Source organism: Corynebacterium sp. UMB8791 (genome assembly GCF_054166365.1).
On sequence record NZ_JBSZCG010000102.1, the window covers coordinates 20,049 to 39,757 of the forward strand.

Consider the following 19,709-nt stretch of genomic DNA (forward strand, 5'->3'; position numbering starts at 1 on the left):
AGCCTGCAATGTGTTAGGCGTGGCCCGTTCCAGGCGGTATTACCAGGACAATCCTCGCCCGAAGAAGCAAGATCCGATCCCGCATCACAAACGCAACATCAAACGCTTAACCGATGCGCAAGTCAACGACATTTTGGCCTTGTTAGATGCTAATCCGTATTCGAGTGTGGATGATGTCTTCTACCACGCATTGAACAATGGGTGCTATATCGCCAGCTTGCGTAGCTTCTACCGGGTCGCCAAAGCACACGGCAAACTCTTATCACAACGCTACGGCACACGCAGAACACGCCCACGGCGTGCACGCGGCAACAACCAGCCCCCACATGTTGAAGCACACCGGCCAGGTCAAGTGCTGTGCTGGGATATCACCTATCTTCCAGGCAAGTACACAAACCAGTACTACGCCTGCCATACCGCAATCGATCTGTATTCCCGTGCTGTTGTCGGCGCAGTTGTTGCCCACCACGAACTCAATCGGCATTCAAAAAGGCCAAATCTAACCCCCGCGACACGCCGAGCCAGACACACATTTTGACCCTTAACCCCTTAACCCCGCATCCCTTTGCAAGAACCCAAACGCAAAAAGAACCGACCCTCCCGAAGGAGAGCCGGTCCGGTTGTGCCCGGGGGGGGACTTGAACCCCCACGTTCTTGCGAACACTGGCACCTGAAGCCAGCGCGTCTGCCAATTCCGCCACCCGGGCGGGCACTGGAACAATATAACACCCTTACATAGAGAAGTGCCAAATCCGCATGTCATGGGGCATAAAGGTGTTTCACGCTAGGTTGTGTCGGAATGCGCACCTATACTAACGGGGTTAAAGAAAGGAGGTGCATGCGGATGGGAGTCATGGATCGATTGGCAAAGCTGGACAGTTCGTTGCAGCGTGGCCTGGATAATTCGATGGCGGCGCTGTTTGGCGGCAAGGTGGTTCCGGCTGAGATCGAGGAGCTGCTGAAGCAGGAGGCGCAGGACTCTGTGGTGGTGACTGACCATGATGAGTTTGTGGTGCCGAATGTGTTCGCGGTGGGTGTTTCTTCGAAGGATTTGGAGAACTTGTCGCAGGAGCGTGACCTGCCGGTGCACCTCGCGGAACAACTGACGCGGTATGTGCGCAACCAGGGCTGGTTCTTTGATGGGCCGGCGGTTGTGCGGATCGCGGAGGAGTCAGGGCTGCGTACGGGCCAGTTGCGGGTCAGTTCTTATATTGATCCGCAGCCGGAGGTCGCGAGTGGGTTTGATGCCATTGTGGCGGAGCCTACGAAGCGGTCGAAGGGCGGTCGGCACCGTCATGCGGCAAACCGGGATCAGGAGGATCACATGCATGAGCCAAATACGATGACGCCGGTTGAGGGCGGCGAAGCGACTGTGAGCCTGCTGTTGCAGGACGGGTCGTCGCGCACTTACTTGGTGCATGAGGGCTCGAATATTTTGGGCCGTTCGAATGATGCGGATTTCCGCCTGCCGGACACGGGTGTGTCGAGGCAGCATGCGGAGATTACGTGGGATGGCCAGGTTGCGGTGTTGGTCGATTTGCAGTCGACGAACGGCACGACGGTCAATGATGAGCCTGTGGAGAACTGGATGCTTGCCGACGGTGACGTGATCACCCTCGGACACTCCCACATCGAGGTGCGCATTGTGGAGCCGAGGGCGTCGAGCCCCGCGGCGCCGGACCCGGAGGAGGGCGCGCCGCGCTACACGGATGCGGCGTCGCACCCGCAGACAGAATTTTTCCAGGCCTAACAAGCCCTGACCTGAAGGAGCTCCTTTGTTGGATTCCGCGGTGATCCTGAGCGCACGCTTTGGCCTGCTCGCACTGCTCTGGCTGTTCATTCTGCTGGTGTTGTGGGTGCAGCGGAAGAATGTGCGTGAGGTGGGTGGAGCTGGGCGTCGACAAGTGAAGCAGGCGGGGAAACCGCTGCAGTCGCGTGAGAAGGTCCGGCAGATTGCGGTCGTTGAGGGGCCGCTGCAGGGCTCTCACATGGAGATTGCGAGTGTGGAGCATGTGACGCTGGGCCGCTCGCCGGATAATGATTTCCAGCTTGGGGATGACTTTGCGTCCTCGCGGCACGCGCGACTGTTCCGCCGTGGCAGTGACTGGTTCATTGAGGACCTAGACTCCCGCAACGGCACCTTTGTGCAGGGTATGCGCATTGACCAGCCGGAGCGGGTGTCGGTGGGGACGAATATCAAGATGGGGCGCACGATTGTGAGGTTGATGCCATGACGCTGCGGTTGAATTATGTGGCGGCATCGGACAAGGGTCTGGTGCGTGGAAACAATGAGGATTCCGCCTACGCGGGCCCGCATCTGCTGCTGTTGGCGGACGGGATGGGTGGCCACGCGGCGGGCGAGGTTGCGTCGCAGTTGATGGTCAGCCACATGGAGCACCTCGACCGGGATCCGGAGGACGCTGACATGTTGGCGTTGCTCGGGGCGGCTGCGGATGATGCGAACGCGACGATTGAGCGTTCGGTGGCGCAGCACCCGGAGCAGGAGGGCATGGGCACGACGCTGACGGCGTTGATGTTCAACGGCGCGGAGTTCGGCCTCATTCACGTGGGCGATTCCCGCGGGTATTTGCTTCGCGACGGCCAGCTTCGCCAGATCACCGAGGACGATACGTTCGTGCAGTCCCTGGTCAACGAGGGGAAGCTGGACCCGGAGGACGTGTCGAGTCACCCGCAGAAGTCGTTGATTTTGAAGGCGTACACGGGCAACCCGGTGGAGCCGCACCTGGAGATGGTTCAGGTCCGCGCGGGGGATCGGGTGCTGTTGTGCTCGGATGGCTTGTCGGATCCGGTGACGGCGTCGACGATTGGGGAGGCGCTCGCGCAGGGCACCCCGTCGGTGGCGGCGCAACGGCTGATTGAGTTGGCGCTGCGTTCGGGTGGGCCGGACAACATCACGGTAGTCATCGCTGATGTGGTGGAGGTCAAAGACGGCGAGGAGCACCCCGACTTGCCGACGGCCCCCGCGATGGCGGGCGCGTTGGCGCCGGAGTTCGAGTCGACGCACCCGGACTCTTCCGCTTCGAGGGCGGCGGCGTTGATGCGCAAGTCGGAGACGATTCCGCCGAACCACAATCGTGAGGGCCGCCGTGATGGGTCGCAGCCCGGCGCGAGTGACGCGTCGGCGGACGAGGAGGATGACCAGCGGTTTCGACGCAAGGTGAACGTTTGGCCGTGGGTGCTGTCCGCGTTGGTGATTGTGCTGATGTTGTCGCTGGCGGCGGTGTTGTGGACGAACGATAGGCTCAACGACCGCTATTTTTTAGGCACCGACGGCAACGACGGCCACTTCGCGATTGAGCGGGCCGTCGGGACGTCGTTGTTTTCGGAGCCGCGCCGCGAGGTGATTCAGCGGGCGTGCATTAATGAGCAGAACAAGTTGCAGATTGTGTCGTCGAACTCGGTGCCGCAGGACTGCGTGATCTTCGGTATCAATGACCTGCCGGAGAGCCAGCTGAACACGGTGGAGAACTTCAAGGGCGGCACGTATGACGATGTGCTGGGTATCTTGAACCGGTTGGCTGGTGAGGCGTTGCCGGTGTGCGTCGATAATGATGCGGCGAAGGACGCCCCGCAGGGTGCGTGCCGGGAGGTGAAGTAGCGATGTCTCGTGTGTTTCGGCGTGCGAAGGAGCTGTTCCTGCTGCTGTGTTCGGCGGGGCTGCTGCTGCTGATGCTGTTCGGCCTGGAGCTGAGCCAGGGCCGCACAATGTCGACGGAGATGTTCTACCTGGTCGGCGGGTTCGTGGGCGTGTACGCGATTGCCCACGTGGCGATTTCGCTGGCGGCGCCGCACGCGGACCAGCTGCTGCTGCCGCTGGTCTCCCTGCTCAACGCGATTGGCCTGGTGGTGATTTACCGCCTGGACCTGGCGGAACGGGCGGGGTATGCGCCGCTCGCAGAGCGTCAGGTGATGTGGTCGCTGGCTGGTGTAGTGCTGATGGTGTGCACGCTTGTGATCGTGCGCGACCATAAGGCGCTGGCCCGCTACTCCTACCTGCTGGGCCTGCTTGGCCTGGTGCTATTGGCGTTGCCGCTGGTGTGGCCGCAGCCGCCTGGGTTCGCGGATGCGCGGATCTGGATCTGGCTGGGACCGTTCTCGATCCAGCCGGGTGAGTTCTCGAAGATCCTGCTGCTGGTGTTCTTCGCACAGCTGTTGGCACAGAAGCGCGCCCTGTTTACGGTGGCGGGCAAGACGCTGCTGGGGATGAGCTTCCCGCGCCTGCGCGACCTGGCGCCGATTTTGGCGGTGTGGGCGATCGCGATTGCGATCATGGCGGTGTCGAACGACTTCGGCCCGGCCCTCCTCCTCTTCGCCACGGTGCTGGGCATGGTGTACTTCGCCACGGGGCGTACGTCATGGCTGGTCATCGGTGCAGGCCTGGTGGCTGTTGGCGGGTACACGGTGTACCAGGTCAGTGAGAAGATCCAGGACCGCGTCGCCAACTTCATGGACCCGCTGGCCAACTTTGACACCACGGGCTACCAGCCGTCGCAGGCGCTGTTCGGCCTGTCCTGGGGTGGGCTGACCGGCACCGGGTTGGGCTACGGCCACCCGGAGATGGTGCCGGTGGCGCACTCGGACTACATCCTGGCGGCGATTGGTGAGGAGCTCGGGCTCGTGGGCGTGGCCAGCGTGCTGTGCCTGTTCGCCATCTTCATTACCCGCGGCTACTCGGCGGCGCTGCAGGTCAGTGACACGTTCGGCAAGTTGTTGGCCGCAGGCTTAGCGACGACCATCGCTATCCAAATCTTCGTGGTCGCCGGAGGGATCTCCGCGATGCTGCCCATGACGGGCCTGACCACGCCGTTTATGTCCGCTGGTGGCTCGTCGATCATGGCGAACTACGTACTGCTGGCGCTGCTGCTGCGGATCTCGAACGCGGCGAACAAGCCAGCGGAGTTTGATGCTTCGGCGATGGGTGCCCAGGCACCGGAGGCGGTGAGCGCACGATGAACAAATCCATTCGCTTAGGCGCGGGCATTGCCCTGCTGCTGATTGTGGCGCTGCTGGTGAACTTCACCGTGGTGCAGGGCTTCCGCGAGGAGAAGTACGCGCAGAGCCCACTGAACTCGCGCACCGTGGTGGAGCTGCGCCAGATCAACCGCGGCCAGATCAGCGCCGGCGGGCAGGTGCTGGCGGAGTCCCACCCGCTCGAGGACGGCTCCTACCAGCGCACGTACCCGAACATGCCGTGGTCCTTTGCGCCGGTGCTCGGCTACGTGTCAGACCAGTACGGCACCTCCCAGATCGAGGCCGGCTACAACGGGCAACTGACCGGGGCGGGCTCCGGCAAGTCCTCCCGCTTCCTGCGCACCGGCCTGGAGCAGGACGTGGTGGGCAACTCGGTCGAGCTGAGTATCGACCCGCACCTGCAGGCCCTAGCCTACGAGCAGCTTTCGAACCGCAACTACGAGGGCGCGATTGTGGCGCTGCGCCCGTCGACAGGCCAGGTGCTGGCGATGGCATCGACGCCGTCGTACGACCCGAACGCGATCTCCAACCCTGACACCGCCGAGGGCGCCTGGGCCGAGGTGAACAACAACCCCGGCAAGCCGCTGCTCAACCACGCGACGCAGGACCAGCTGCCGCCGGGGTCGATCTTCAAGATCGTCACCACCGTCGCCGGGCTGCGCAACGGCTACACGCCGGATTCCCCGCTGACGGGCGCGCCGTCCATCACCCTGCCGGGCACGACCGTGCCCCTGACCAACTACGCGGGCCAGGCCTGCGCCGGCGGCGGCCAGGTGCCGCTGCGCACCGTGTTCGCAACGTCCTGCAACACGGCGTTCGTGCAGATGGGCATAGCCGTCGGCGCTGACGCGCTGCGTGAGGCCGCCCACGGATTCGGCATCGGCGAGCAGTACGACCTCGGCATGCCCAACGCCACCGGCTCGCTCGGCGACCTGCCCGGCGACGCCGAACTTGGGCAGTCCGCGATCGGGCAGCGCGACGTCACCATGACCGCGCTGCAGGCCGCCGTCATGGCGGGCACCGTCGCCAACGAGGGCCGCCGCATGGCGCCGTACGTGGTCAACCGCGTACTCAGCCCCGACCTGCGCGAAATCGAAACTGCCAAACCCCACATGCTTTCGGACTCCATCACGCCCGAGGAAGCAAACACCATCAAAGACCTCATGTTCGGCTCCGAGCGCGACACCTGGGGCTACGACGGCAACGGCTTCGCCTCCAAGACCGGCACCGCCGAGCACGCCGAAGGCGCAGCGCCGCACACCTGGTACGTCGCCTTTGACCCGGTGAAGGATGTGGCGGTGGGGGTCGTCGTCAAGAATGGTGGCGGCCTGGGCACCGGGGCGACCGGCGGGCAAGTCTCCGCACCACTCGGGCGCGCGGTGCTCTACGCGGCACCCGCAGCGCCAGCTGATGAGGAAGGAACCAACGCGCGATGAACTACGAAAACAAAGACGAACTCCAGAAGCTCATCGGGCCCGACTACCAGCTGCAATGGATCATCGGGCACGGCGGCATGTCCACCGTCTGGCTTGCCGACGACGTCCGCCACGAACGCGAAGTAGCCCTCAAAGTGCTGCGGCCGGAATTCACCGCGAACCAGGAGTTCCTCACCCGTTTCCGCAACGAGGCCAACTCGGCGGAGGGGATCAACTCCCCCAACGTGGTCGCCACGTATGACTACCGCGAGGTAAAAACCGACGGCGGGTTCCCCATGTGCTTCATCGCCATGGAATACATCCGCGGCGAATCCCTCGCCGACCTCATCGCGCGCGAAGGCCAACTCAAGGAAGACATGGCCCTTGACGTGCTGGAACAGGCCGCGCACGGCCTCGCCGTGATCCACCGCATGGGGCTGGTACACCGCGACATCAAGCCCGGCAACCTCATGATCACCCAGAACGGGCAGATCAAGATTACGGACTTCGGCATCGCGAAAGCGGCGGCGGCCGTGCCGCTGACGCGCACCGGGATGGTCGTGGGCACCGCCCAGTACGTCTCCCCCGAGCAGGCCCAAGGCAAGAAGGTCACGGCGGCGTCCGACGTGTACTCGCTCGGCGTCGTCGGCTACGAGATGCTCGCCGGGAAACGCCCGTTCACCGGGGACTCCTCGGTCTCCGTGGCGCTGGCGCACGTCTCCGCCGAACCACCTGCGCTGCCGATTAGCGTGAGCGCCCCGGCGCGCGAACTCATCGAGATCGCCCTGCGCAAAACGCCAACCCAGCGCTTCCGGGACGGCAACGAGATGCAGCTGGCCGTCGAACAGGTCCGCCAGGGGATGCGCCCGACGCAGCCCGGCGGCGACACGGCCGTCATCGCCATCGAGCCCTCCCCGACCGCGTCCACCCAGATGCTCGCCGACATGTCCCGGCCGACCACGGCCCGGCCCGCCGCGCCGCGGCGCCGCCCGTCCGTGCCACCGCAGGCCCCGGCGCGTGCAGCGATGCCTGTGCGCCCGGCGCCCGCTGACGTTGCTGCTCCTGGGAAGCGGCGCAGCACCGCCGTCTACTGGGTCGGCATCGTGCTCGGCGTGATCACCCTCGCCGTCATCGGCGGCGTGGCCTGGGCATTCAACAACGGCACCCTCGGCGGCAGCACCCCGAGCAGCACCGCCCCACGCCAAAGCGTGGTCACCCAAACCACCACCGTGGAAACCGAACCGACCTACGAAGAACCCGTCGAGGAGCCGACCACGCACGCGCCCGACACCCCCACTGAGCACAGCAGGCACAGCACGCGCAGCAGCGCCCCAGCTACGCTCACCATCGAGGACGAAACGCCGACCCAGCCAACACAGCCGACCCACAGTCGGCCATCCGCGCCGGAGCAACAGCCGACGGAGGGGACGTCGATACATACTGAGGCGCCCACGACGCAGGCCCCCAACCCCCAGCCGGGCGGTGGGGAAATCGGCAACGGTGAACTAGACTTGCAAAATCTGCCAAACATCCTCGGAGGAAATGCGTAAATGACAACGATCGCCAACCGCTACGAACTCGGCGCCGTCATCGGCACCGGGGGCATGAGCGACGTCTACGCAGCCACCGACACCGTGCTTGGCCGCGACGTCGCCGTCAAAATGCTCAAAATCGACATGGCGCGCGACGAAAACTTCCGCGAACGCTTCCGCAAAGAAGCCCAAAACTCGGCGCGGCTCAACCACACCAACATCGTCGCCGTCTACGACACCGGCACCGAAGAAGTCTCAGGTGTCGACGTCCCCTTCATCGTCATGGAACGCGTCACCGGGCAAAACCTCCGCGACCTCGTGCGCGCCGACGGCCCCTTAAGCCCCCAGAAGGCCGCCGCGTTCCTGCTGCCCGTCACGCACGCGCTCCAAGCCAGCCACGACGCCGGCATCATCCACCGCGACATCAAACCAGCCAACATCATGATCACCAACACCGGCGAGGTGAAAGTGATGGACTTCGGCATCGCCCGCGCGCTGGATGACTCCACCTCGGCCATGACGCAAACCTCCGCCGTCATCGGCACCGCGCAATACCTCTCCCCCGAGCAGGCCCGCGGCAAAGCTGCCGACGCCCGCTCCGACATCTATGCCCTCGGCTGCGTCATGTACGAAGCCATCACCGGCAAGCCGCCATTCGAAGGCGAATCGCCCTTCGCCGTGGCCTACCAGCACGTCCAAGAAGACCCCATCCCGCCGAGCGAACGCGTCCCCGCTGACCGCGAACTGACCCCCAACGAGGCCGTCAACCTGGACAGCGTCATCCTCACCGCCATGGCGAAACACCCGGCGGACCGCTACCAAACCGCCACCGAAATGGGCGAAGACCTGGCGCTCCTCAAGCGCGGCGCAGTGACCAACGCCGCCCGCAGCCACCTCGCCTCCCCCGGCGGCGACCACGCCGACCCTACGGATGATGCCACCATGGTCTCCGAGACCATGGTCTCCGAGACCGTCCAGGGCAATGCGCCACGCCGCGCGCCACGCCCCGAGCGGCCCGTCGGGCAACTGCCGGAGAAGGCAGCCGCCGGTGCGGTCGGTGCTGGCGCTGGTGCCGGGGCGGCCGGGCGCTACGCAGCACACCGCCGCGAACACGAAACCACCACCCCAACCTGGATGAAATGGCTCGCCATCGGGCTCGGCGCCGCCATCATCGGCGCCTCCGGCTGGCTCGCCTACTCCTACTTCTCCCCCAACAACGAAGAAACCAACAAGACCTCCCAGATGGTGATCATCCCGGACCTCGCCGACAAACCGCGCGCGGAAGCCGTCGCCGAACTCGAAAACCTCGGCTTCCAGGTCGCCGTCTCCGACGAGCCCAGCCCCGACATCAAGCGCGGCAACGTCATCGACACCAACCCGATCGCCGGGTCCGAACTCCAGCGCGGCACACTCGTCACCGTCAACGTCTCCTCGGGGCGCGAGCTTACCGACGTCCCCGACGTCACCAACATGGACGCCCAAGAAGCCGCAAAGGTCCTCGAAGATGCCGACCTGGAACTGAATGCGGAGCTGCGTCGAGAAGCCAGCGAAGACGTGCCGAAGGGCGAGATCATCAGCCAGCACCCCGCAGCCGGCACCCAGATCTCCAAGGGATCCAAGGTGACCGTCACGGTGTCCGACGGCCCCGAAATGGTCCAGGTACCGTCGCTGTCCGGCGTCAACGTCAACCAAGCGTCCGCCACCCTCGGCTCCATGGGGCTCCAAGTCACCGTGAACAAGGTCGACTCCGAACGCCCAGACGGCGAAGTCATCGCAGTCGCCGGCGAAAACACCGAGGTAGCCAAGGGCACCACCGTCGAAGTGCGCGTCTCCAACGGCATGCTCATGGTCATGCCGAACATCACCCGCATGAAACCTGCCGACGCCGACAAAGCGCTACGCGACGCCGGCTGGAGCGGACGCCTCGTCGAAGGTCCAACCGTCCCGACCGGCGCCCTCGTCGACAACGGCCTCATCGGACACCAAGAAGTCAACGCGGGCGACACCGTCCGACGCGACGCCGCCATCGGCTACAACCTCTGGCAGTTCACCGCCGAACGCCTGATAAGGTAAAAACCCTGATAGCTGGAAAAGCCACCGCACTTGCTTGTAAAGGACTGACATAATGCCAAAGGCAAAAATCACCAAGGACCACCGCCCCGTATCAACCCCAACTGGCGTGTCCCGCACCCCGGTCAAGATCAACACCGGCGGCACCCCGATCTGGTACAAGACCATCATGTTTGGCCTGATGCTGCTCGGCCTCGGCTGGATTATCTTCTACTACATCGCCGGCGACCAGCTGACGTTCCTTGCGGAGCTCGGCCCGTGGAACTACGGCATCGGCTTCGCAGGCATGATCCTCGGCCTGCTCATGACCATGGGGTGGCGCTAGCCTCTGGCGTTTTTCCGGGATTTTTCGTAGATGGTAGTAACAGGATTGTAGTAATCCCGATTTTGGCCCCCATTTCGGGGATTACTACAATCCTGTTACTACCATTTGCGTTTTGACGTGCGGTTTTGACGTGCGTTTTAGCGGGCCGCGCGGCCCTTTGCGCGGGCCCGTTCCAGCTCGATTCGGGCGAGGATCTCGTCCATGCGGTGGAGCACGTCCGTGAAGTCGTACCGTAGGACGGTGTATCCCTGGTTGGTTAGCTCGCGTTCGCGTTTGCGCTCCTGCAGGAGGCTGCGGCGGGGGTCGGAGGCGTGTTTGGTGTCGCCGTCGAGTTCGAGGATGACGGAGTCGTCGAAAAGGAAGTCGACGCGGTAGCGCTGCACCGGCGCCTGGAACTTCCAGCCGGTGACGCCGCGGAGGAGGAACTCGGCGCGGGCGAGGGACTCCATGGGGGAATCGGCGTTGTAGACCGCGGCGCGGGCGGCGTCGCGCGCCACGCCGCAGTTGCGGACGCGGCCCATGCGCTCGATGTGCAGCAGGATGTCGCTGCGCTCCACGTGCGCGATGGAGAGCAGCCAGTCCATAGCGATGAGGCCTTCCTGAAACCCGTGGTAGCGGGCGATATCGATTGCGGTACGGATAGGTGTGGAAAGGCGGATGCCGTACGCGGTAGTGACCTCGGCGGCGGTGAGAGCGGAGGTGCGGTAGCGGACATCGGGCTCCACGAGGTGTTTCGCGGGGCCGCGGCGGCTGGGCGTCGTTACTTCTTGGATCTCTTCGGTGAGGCTGATGACCCACATGCCGTGGATGCGGGCAGCGGTCCTGCCTACGAGGCAGCCTTTGGTCATGGCGCGGGCGGTGGCATAAGCGCGGACGAGGTGCCGCTGCCAGGCATTGAGTTGCCCCCAGGTGCGCGACGGGATGCATTGCGTCCGGTTGAGGCGTCGGTACTCGGGGCTGTGCAGACGGTGACGGAGCGTGCGCGTGTCCACGATGGATGCGAAAAGTTCAGTGTTTTCCAACATGAGGTTTAGACGCACAGGAAAGCCGCCAGGTTCCCCACAGGTGTTCGGTAGCGGGGTGGCACGGGGGTGGATTGTTGAACAATCCGCGCACAGAAGGTGTACACATAGAAACAGGGCCAGAAAGGCCCTGACCTGCTATTTTACTATTGTCACCTTATGAAAGGTATAGTCATGCGGTTTATTCGTTCCATGACGGGCGTTGTAGCGGCCTTGGCATTAGCTGCCGGTACGCTGACCCCAGCCACGGCTCAGACGCTTGAGGAGTCGTACCCCGAAACCCCAGCGACCAATGATGCGCTGCCGATCATCCACACCTACAGGGGATCGGACCACTTGAAGGCGAACGTGCTCAACCCGCGCCCAGTGTGCAACTCCACTGAGGACTACCGCACCATCGTGTACAAGGTGAAGGACAACTTCTTGCCGGTCGGCACGATTTCGACGACCAACCTGACCAAGAACACCATCCCGCTGACGCAGGACCTGGCGCGGACGCAGACGATTTCGGCGTCGGTCAACGGGTCGAAGACTGAGACGATCAACATTGGTGGGTCGGGCTCGAAGGATGGGCTGCAGGGCAACATCGGCTACTCGCTGGCGAAGATGCTGGGCTGGTCGGTGTCGGGAAGCTTGAGCTGGAACGTCGGCCAGAAGATCGGGCCGTACGAGGTTCCGGCGGGCAACACGGGCGAAGCGACGTACGGCTTCCGCACCGTCACCATGACGGGCACGCAGCAGCGCTGCCGCCCGAACGGCACGTGGGCGACGCCGACGGCGTGGGTCGCGAACATGCCGATCAAGAACGAGGTTCGTGTGAAGAACTACTCCACACCTGCAGGTTCGTGGGCACCGAACCGCGGCGCGCAGGTCACTGACACGGTGGAGAACCCGAACCCGGCGTACAACGAGGATGTTCAGAAGATCACCGAGGGTGAGAATCTTGACGACGTCACCACCATCGACGACAACGATGAAGCCAATGTGACCAACGTCGAAATCGACGGCGAGACCGCCGCGGTGATCACCGACGAGGAGTCGGATGAGGCGACGTCGGAGGAGAACACTGAGGTCGAAGAGGTCGTCGATAATGCGGAGGCACCTGCGCTCGACCTGGTGCCATACTTCACGACGAGCTCCTGGAAAGCTTCCGGCTTTGCTGGGTCCGTGGCGCTGCGTGTGAAGAATGTGGGCACCGAGCGCTACTGGGCGGAGTTCCCGGCGCTGACGTTCCGCGTTGAGGTGCGTACCGAGTCCGGCCCGAAGGGTGTGGACCGCCTGATCACCACCACCGGCGCGAACGGCTCGCACATCCGTGACCTCGGCTACAACGCCAAGAAGGGCGCGCGCATCTTCGAGGTGACGCTGTCCAACCCGGTCAACGCCGGTGACGACATGCTGCTCGGCGCGTTCAGCTTCGGCGACGGCAAGACCAAGGAAGGCCGCCTGCACAACTACATGACGGTCACCCAGACCAGCCGCCTGGCCGGTGACGTCTCCCAGTGGAACGACCAGAACGTCGACTCTCGCGACGTGACCGTGTCCGACTTCGGCCGCTGGCTGAAGGGCACCTTCTAGGGAGCATTTTGTGTAATTCGTAGTGCCAAGTTATCCACAGGTTGTGGATGGTTCTGTGGAGAGGACCGTTATCCACACCTGTGGATAACTCTGTGCACAACCTATTCGCACATCGAACGCCTGGCGTAATGAGCTGCAATGATGCCCATTCGCCAGGCGTTTTTTCTTGTGAATCGCTGACATGTTCTAGCGATGTTCTAGAAATTACACGGTTGTGTTTATCCACAATGTGGACAACTCTGTGGAGTTCTCCACCGGTGTACAAACTTGGGGATAACGTGTGAAAAACTAGGCAACACCAATCACAAACGCCACAGCAGCCACAGCTGCTACGGCCGCAAGAGCGGACGCGAGCCACCTGACGCGCTTCTTCACCGACGTCACAGGCCAGCCCGCCAACAAGCCCACCACCAAACCGCCAAGGTGCCCCCACAGACTGATACCCGGGGACAGCACCGAGTAAGCAAGATTCGCGCCGACCAGGGCCAACGGCGCCCGGACGTTGACCTTCTGGCGCATCGACAGGGCGAGCAGCACGCCCATCAGCATGTAGAGGGCGCCGGACGCGCCGGCCGTGGGCACGTCGTAGTTCCACTCCAACACGGATGCCGACGACCCCAACACGCCCGCCACGTACAGCAGCGAATACGGCCCAGTCCCCAGGCGACGCTCCAGCTGCGGGCCCAACAACGCCAACGTGATCATGTTCACGACCACATGGGAGATATCCACATGCAGAAAGCCGGCCAGGAGGGTGCGGAGGGTGGCGGAGGGGGCGTCGATAAATGGGCCGAAGAGCACCATGTTCTCGGCGAGGCTGGAGCCCCACACCACGTTGCTGATCGAATGCGACTGGAGCGCCGTAATCACGAAAACGCCCAGGCAGACGACGGTGATCAGCGCGGTTGCGGGCGCGCCGCGGAAGAGAGAGCGAACGAATTGCATACGGCTACGGTACGGGGCGACCTGCAATTATTGCGAAATTGTGTGAAAGATGTGCCCGTATCTGATTTTTCGCATCTGGACACATCTTTGTGGATATTTCAGGAGAGACGCTTGATATAGTCCGCCATTCCAGGGACCGTGAACTGCACAACACCGTGGTCAGGGGCAAAAATGAGACCCTTCTCAATCAAGTGCTTCCGGTTACTACTCAACGAATTCACCGAAACGTCAAGCGAATCCGCGATGTCCTTCGTGGGAACCTGCTTCGCAGAATGCGCAGCCATCGCCTGCAAATAGCGCTTCTCACCAGGCGTCGCACGCTCCCAACGGCTCGGGAAGAACCCGGCGTCAAGGGCCGCATTGCCTTCCGCCACCGCAAGCTGCGCATCACTTTCGGTAAACGGCGAAGCAGGAGCAACGTTCCAGATCGCCTTCCCATACTCCTGCAGGAAATAGGGGTAATTCAGAGCGGCGTCCACAAGATTCCGCAACGCTGCTGATGTAAACAGCACCCCTTGCCTGGTAGCCGGATCCTCAAGTGCGGCCGCCGCCGCGCTATCTGACAATGGACCAATCTTGCGGTACTCGAACAGACGCTCCGCGTACGACTGAGATTCCGCCAACTTCTGAGGCAACGTAGGCAGGCCCGCCCCGAACACATAAAACGGCAAACCACGCTGGCCCGCCTGGTGCTGCGCGGTAATCACCGCCGACATCAATTCCGCATCAAGGTCCTGCATCTCGTCAATAAAAAACGCAATCGCCTTTCCGTCCTTCTGCGCGGACTCTGCGACACTCAGCACAAGTTCCTCGAGATCCATCCCGATATCACCAGAGTCAGAAATACCCGCCTGAGCAGGTACCTCCAGCGCGACGTCAATACCACCGACATGCCAAGCAAACGAAGAAATCGCTGGAAGTGCGTCCTTGAAATGCTGCCACCGCTTACGCAACGACACCTTCCGCGCACTCAACGCCAGTTCACGGGCCAACCGCTTCCGGACCCGCTGCGCACCAGCACGATCAGCGCTTGCCTCAAGCTGCACCGTCAACCAATCTGCATTCTCGGCACGCGACGCGAGTTCATTCAGCAACACCGTTTTGCCCACCCCACGCAAACCACTCAGGATAACGCCGCGATTGTGCAATCCGCTGCGGGTCCTTGTGATGATCGCCTCGACAAGCTCGAGCTCCGCTTCGCGCCCTGTCAGCGCAGGTGGTCGCAGTCCCGCACCTGGCGAATACGGGTTCAGTGTTTGGTCCATGGGTTCACAATAATCGAAAATGTGTGAAATATCCGGCTAGATGTGCCCAGATGTCCCCGTATCTGATTTTTCGCATCTGGGCACATCTTTATGGATATTTCAGGTTAGACGGGTGTGCTGGGGCTGGGGGTTGGGGGCTGGGGCCGTGCTGCTTGCTGAAATCCGTTCCGGTCGAGGTGTTCAAGGAGTGCGACGCTGGTCGCCAAAAATCGGCCGGGGTGGGTCGAAATGCGCGACCTGCATCGCACGCTTCGAAGCGCACGCTACGAGCAGATTTGAGGGCCGGAGGCGCCAAAAGCGCCAGCGCGGCCTACCAGGTCGGGCCGGGCAGGTGGGCGCGCCAGCCGAGGACCACGTTGACCAGGCAGCACAGGGCGAGGATGGTGCCGATGACGAACAGGGTGGTGAAGCCGACGACGGGCGCGGCGGCACTGAAGACCATCGGGATGAAGAAGCCGGTGTAGGACACGGAGTAGTAGACGGCGGTCAGGCCGGCGAGTTCGTCGGCGTTGGCGATGCGTTGGACCTCGGAAAGTCCGGCGACCAGGGCCAGGCCGTAGCCGGCGCCCATGATGGCGGCGGCTGCAACGCCGATTGGCAGCGAGAGGGACCGGGACGCCTCGGCGGCAAGGATGCAGCCGACGGTGATCACGGCCATCGCGACGGCGGACGCGCGGGCGGACCTACTCGTATCGATGACACGGCCGAGCATCTGGACGCCGACGCCGCAGCCGAGGGTCACGACCGTCATGAAGCCGGAGAACGCGATGGGCATATCGTGCGCTGAGCTGGACAGCAGCTGCGGCAGCAGGGCGTACGCGGCGCCGGCGCAACCGAATACCCACGGCGCGACCGGCACGACGATGCGCACGAAGCGGCGGTGCGCGGCGGATGGGATGTGCAGCATTTCGAGCATGTCGCGAACCCGCAGCTCGAGGAAGGTTTCCTTCACGGTGCCCCGGCGCGGCGGGCGGGTTTCCGGGGTGTCCAGGAGCCAGTAGGCGGTGCCGAGTGTGAGCAGGATGTGCAGCACGTACGCGGTGTGCGTGGGCCACGGGCCCCACTGCGCCAGCACGGAGGCGAGCGCCGCGCCGATCAGGAAGCCGACGGTCAGGCACATCGACGCCTTGCGCGGCCCCGACGCCGGGTCCCCTCCCGCTTTAATAATCAGCTCCGAGACCCACGTGGACCCCACCGCCATCACGATGCCCAGGGCGAGCCCGCACAGGATGCGGCCCGTCGCGATCACCAGTGGCTCGTTCGGGGCGATGGACAGCAGGAAGGACCCTACGAGCGAAAGTGGTGCGGCTGGGAGCATGGTGGGGCGTCGTCCAATGTGGTCGGACAGCGGACCGCTGATCAGCAGCGCCGGGATGATGCCCAGGACGTAAGCGGCGAGCAGCCCATTGACGGTGACCTGCGAAAAGTGCGAGGTTTCGCGGTACATCACGAGCAGCGGGGTGAATTCGTTGCCGCCCCACGCGACAGCAACCATGCTGCCTGCGACGGGGAACCATGCGCGCGGATGAAATTGTTGAGTCATAATCAGTTCTTCACGTTGTCCGATTGGTAGCACGAATATATTGCTCCTCGGATGAGGTATGACCAAATCGCGCCCCGCTAGGGGTCCAACTTTTCGACGACGGCTCCGCCCCTGCGCTATGAATCCAACCCGAGCAGCGTTTGTCCCGCCTCGGCGAGCCGGACTACTAACGGCTTCGCGCTAAGCCGCTCGATGAACCCACGTCCTTCGAGGGAGTCCAGCGCTGGCCTCACGGTTTGCTTCGATCGCTTCTGGTAGTTCGCAATTTCGTCCCAACTTGCACCACTCCTTGGGCCAAGCAGGTGCACTTGCCCGAGCAGGAACAGCGTTTGCTGTTCGTAGTGAGTCAGGTCTTCCGGGTTGTCGTCCGTCCATGCCTCACAAACCTCGGCGAGTCGGCGAAGCTCGTCGGATTTTTGAGTAAGGAAGATCAGACGTTCTTCCTGAGCATGCAACAGCGTTTGCACCATTGATTCAACAAAGAAGGTCCCCTCTCCTCTATTCATCGGGTGCTCAGCGTTGATAAACGCAGCGTAATATGCGCTCTTCTCCTTCATAATTCCGCTTGAGAGCGACAGTGCGGTTGGCGTCGAAAGCAGGTTACCTAAGCGCAGTGCCAGCAAGAATCTGCCGAAGCGTCCATTACCGTCGTAGAAAGGGTGCGTGTGTTCGAGCATGAAATGCTCAATAAACGCTAGGACAAGCTCGGGGCCGTCGTATAGGTCGTGAATCAGCAGCATGGTCCCTACGCGCTGGTTGATCTCGGCCTCGTCAGTGGCGCCGCGGTGGACGGGTTCTGCACTGCCATAGTCATAAATGCTGACGGGCGACTTTCTAAAGAGTTCGCCGTCCAGTATGTCGTCTTCGCCGATCTCGTCCCCTAGCAACGAGTCATACAACTCGCGAACACCACGCAATGTGTCAGGAAGCTTCACAGGTTCGTCCGATTGGAAGAGCGCCATGTACGCGCTCGCCATCTCCTGAAACCGCTTCCTCGCTATCCCCGGCCCGTTGTTTCGACGCGCCGCTTCAAGCGCTTCGCCGATCTCATGCCTAGTTGAGTGAATGTTTTCAATTTGGTTGGATGCTTGGATCTCATCAATCAACAGCGAATAGACGTAGTGGTGGCGCGCTGCTCCTGGCAGCTTTATCCACAATTCTGCGAGGGCAAGTTCATTGCGCCACACTTGCTCCATCTTCGTCGCGAGCTCCCTGGTGACCACGACAAACAAGTCGTGCTCCCCTACCGGGTAGGAGAAACGAAGCGTTGAAGGTAGCTGAAGGCGAGACCTGTGTTCATGGTCGACGGTTTTCGCGTCGTGCTGGTGAAACACGGTTTTCAATGGTCGGTATGCCACGTTGCCCCTCAATCTTCTGAAAATCTGGAAAAGCAGAACTTAGATGCCACTCGATACGCACCTATCTTATAGAAATCGCGGTTTTTAAAAGATAGCTCCGTGCACGAGCCGTTCTATCTTCTGTCCCGCACGGTTGTTAGAATGACGCCATGATTACAGGCGCACTAAAGTCCCAGGTAGACCGCATTTGGGACGCTTTTTGGTCCGGCGGCATCTCAAACCCGATCACCGTGATCGAGCAGTTCACCTACCTGCTGTTCATGCGCCAGCTCGACGAACGCCAAGCGGAGGCCGAGTTCCTCGCCAACACACTGGACGGCGAGCCCGATGACACCCAACTATTTTACGACGCCACCCACGACCACCTGCGCTTTTCCAAGTTGTTGGCCGTCGATTCGCCCGAGGCACGCTTCACCGCGTTCCGCGAGGGGTTCGACTACATCAAACAGCTCGGCGCCGCGCGTGACAGTGGGTTTGTCACCCATATGAAAGACGCGGCGTTCCTGATCCCGAACCCGGCGACGCTGACAACGGTGGCGACGATGATCGCAAAGCTGGAGTTCTCGAATAAGGACATGACGGGCGACTTGTACGAGTACATGTTGTCCAAACTGGCCACCGCCGGCACGAACGGACAGTTCAGGACACCAAGCCACATCATCGAACTCATCGTGGCGCTGACTGAACCGAAGGTCACCGACCGGCTCATCGACCCAGCCTGCGGCACCGCCGGTTTCCTCGCCGCCACCAGCGAATACCTGCGTGATGATTTCAAAAACGCCACCAAACTGCAGCGCGAGCAGTACCTCGCCTGCGGCCTGACCGGATTCGATTTCGATTCCACGATGGTGCGCATCGCCGCGATGAACATGGTGATGCACGGCTTTAGCGACCCGAACATTTCCTACCTTGACTCCCTGCAGGAACTGGCGCCAGAGCGGCTTGAGGCGTTCGATGTGCTACTCGCCAACCCGCCGTTTGCGGGCTCGATTAATCAGGACATTTTGGACCCAAAGTTGGCGTCGATCAAGACGAAGAAAACAGAACTACTCTTCATCGCAAGGTTTCTGACCTTGTTAAAGCTCGGTGGCAGAGCAGCTGTCGTTGTGCCGGAGGGTGTGCTGTTCGGCTCGACGCGCGCGCACAAGACGCTGCGCAAAGAGCTTGTGGACAACCAGAAAATCGACGGCATCATCAAACTGCCGTCCGGCGCGTTTAAGCCGTACACCGGGGTGTCCACCGCCATCGTGTGTTTTACCCGCACCGACTCGCCGGGCCAAAATGAGCACATCTGGTTCTACGACATCACCGCCGACGGGCGCTCCCTCGACGACAAACGCACCCCACTGCTCGCCGAGGAACTACTCGGCCCCTGGCCCAAGACTCCACTTGACGACGCCCAGCTGCGCCTGAATAACCTGCCCGACGTTGTGGCGCGCTTTCACAACCAGACCGCCGAACGCGACCGTGCGCGCACCGAAGCGTCTTTCACCGTCCCCGTCGATGAGATCCGCGAGGCGGACTACGACTTGTCGATGAACCGGTACAAAGAAATCGTCTTCGAAACCGAGGAAACCCGCGACCCGCAGGATATTCTTGCCGACATCGACGCCCTCGACGCCGAAATCGCCGACGCCATGAGCACGCTCAAGGGGCTGATCTAG

At 62.4% G+C, this 19,709-nt stretch carries 16 protein-coding genes and 1 tRNA gene; 11 read left to right on the plus strand and 6 right to left on the minus strand.

Going from position 1 to position 19,709, the window contains the following annotated elements; all coding sequences use genetic code 11:
- The first annotated feature begins 10 nt into the window (after positions 1-10).
- Complete coding sequence (locus ACXIUA_RS02720; RefSeq protein ID WP_457976068.1) at positions 11-538, plus strand: hypothetical protein; 528 nt, start codon at positions 11-13, stop codon at positions 536-538.
- An 85-nt stretch (positions 539-623) separates the two neighbouring features.
- Here ACXIUA_RS02720 and ACXIUA_RS02725 read toward each other — a convergent pair.
- Positions 624-707, minus strand: a tRNA-Leu gene (locus ACXIUA_RS02725).
- A gap of 137 nt (positions 708-844) precedes the next feature.
- On the opposite strand from ACXIUA_RS02725, the gene ACXIUA_RS02730 reads away from it, so the two are divergent.
- From ACXIUA_RS02730 to crgA, 8 genes are read left to right on the plus strand one after another with little or no spacing between them, the layout of a single operon-like run.
- Positions 845-1,750, plus strand: a complete 906-nt coding sequence (locus ACXIUA_RS02730) for a DUF3662 and FHA domain-containing protein (protein WP_070363340.1) — start codon at positions 845-847, stop codon at positions 1,748-1,750.
- A gap of 28 nt (positions 1,751-1,778) precedes the next feature.
- On the plus strand, positions 1,779-2,234 hold the full coding sequence (locus tag ACXIUA_RS02735) for an FHA domain-containing protein FhaB/FipA (RefSeq protein WP_070975488.1): 456 nt from the start codon (positions 1,779-1,781) through the stop codon (positions 2,232-2,234).
- Entirely contained in the window at positions 2,231-3,619 is a 1,389-nt protein-coding gene (locus tag ACXIUA_RS02740) for a PP2C family protein-serine/threonine phosphatase (RefSeq protein ID WP_457976069.1), read from the plus strand. The genes ACXIUA_RS02735 and ACXIUA_RS02740 overlap by 4 nt, the downstream gene beginning before the upstream one ends.
- Before the next feature lie 2 nt (positions 3,620-3,621).
- Complete coding sequence (locus ACXIUA_RS02745; protein WP_070479051.1) at positions 3,622-4,974, plus strand: FtsW/RodA/SpoVE family cell cycle protein; 1,353 nt, start codon at positions 3,622-3,624, stop codon at positions 4,972-4,974.
- Positions 4,971-6,428, plus strand: coding sequence for a penicillin-binding transpeptidase domain-containing protein (locus tag ACXIUA_RS02750; protein ID WP_457976070.1), 1,458 nt, complete (start codon positions 4,971-4,973; stop codon positions 6,426-6,428). Before ACXIUA_RS02745 ends, ACXIUA_RS02750 begins: the two co-directional genes overlap by 4 nt.
- Entirely contained in the window at positions 6,425-7,957 is a 1,533-nt protein-coding gene (locus ACXIUA_RS02755; protein ID WP_070479055.1) for a protein kinase domain-containing protein, read from the plus strand. The genes ACXIUA_RS02750 and ACXIUA_RS02755 overlap by 4 nt, the downstream gene beginning before the upstream one ends.
- Positions 7,958-10,012, plus strand: coding sequence for a Stk1 family PASTA domain-containing Ser/Thr kinase (gene pknB / locus ACXIUA_RS02760; protein ID WP_457976071.1), 2,055 nt, complete (start codon positions 7,958-7,960; stop codon positions 10,010-10,012).
- 52 nt (positions 10,013-10,064) lie between these two features.
- Positions 10,065-10,334 carry a cell division protein CrgA gene (gene crgA, locus ACXIUA_RS02765; protein WP_070363346.1) on the plus strand — a complete coding sequence of 90 codons (270 nt, stop codon included), beginning with the start codon at positions 10,065-10,067 and terminating at the stop codon, positions 10,332-10,334.
- 137 nt (positions 10,335-10,471) lie between these two features.
- Here the strand turns inward: crgA and ACXIUA_RS02770 are convergent, their stop codons facing one another.
- Positions 10,472-11,359, minus strand: coding sequence for an endonuclease domain-containing protein (locus ACXIUA_RS02770; RefSeq protein ID WP_284804796.1), 888 nt, complete (start codon positions 11,357-11,359; stop codon positions 10,472-10,474).
- Positions 11,360-11,530: 171 nt separating this feature from the next.
- On the opposite strand from ACXIUA_RS02770, the gene ACXIUA_RS02775 reads away from it, so the two are divergent.
- Positions 11,531-12,934, plus strand: coding sequence for a hypothetical protein (locus tag ACXIUA_RS02775; protein ID WP_070363348.1), 1,404 nt, complete (start codon positions 11,531-11,533; stop codon positions 12,932-12,934).
- A gap of 288 nt (positions 12,935-13,222) precedes the next feature.
- Here the strand turns inward: ACXIUA_RS02775 and ACXIUA_RS02780 are convergent, their stop codons facing one another.
- The 4 genes from ACXIUA_RS02780 to ACXIUA_RS02795 form a co-directional block, all read right to left on the minus strand.
- Positions 13,223-13,879: a rhomboid family intramembrane serine protease gene (locus ACXIUA_RS02780; protein ID WP_070479059.1), complete on the minus strand. Its 657-nt coding sequence runs from the start codon at positions 13,877-13,879 to the stop codon at positions 13,223-13,225.
- A gap of 98 nt (positions 13,880-13,977) precedes the next feature.
- The gene (locus ACXIUA_RS02785; RefSeq protein ID WP_256001408.1) at positions 13,978-15,144 is read right to left on the minus strand and encodes an ATP-binding protein; all 1,167 of its coding nucleotides are present in this window, start codon (positions 15,142-15,144) and stop codon (positions 13,978-13,980) included.
- Positions 15,145-15,454: 310 nt separating this feature from the next.
- The gene (locus ACXIUA_RS02790; RefSeq protein ID WP_071573210.1) at positions 15,455-16,687 is read right to left on the minus strand and encodes an MFS transporter; all 1,233 of its coding nucleotides are present in this window, start codon (positions 16,685-16,687) and stop codon (positions 15,455-15,457) included.
- Between the two features lie 116 nt (positions 16,688-16,803).
- The gene (locus ACXIUA_RS02795; protein WP_457976072.1) at positions 16,804-18,021 is read right to left on the minus strand and encodes a Fic family protein; all 1,218 of its coding nucleotides are present in this window, start codon (positions 18,019-18,021) and stop codon (positions 16,804-16,806) included.
- Between the two features lie 173 nt (positions 18,022-18,194).
- Here ACXIUA_RS02795 and ACXIUA_RS02800 point away from each other — a divergent pair, with 173 nt between their 5' ends.
- Positions 18,195-19,709: an N-6 DNA methylase gene (locus ACXIUA_RS02800; protein ID WP_457976073.1), complete on the plus strand. Its 1,515-nt coding sequence runs from the start codon at positions 18,195-18,197 to the stop codon at positions 19,707-19,709.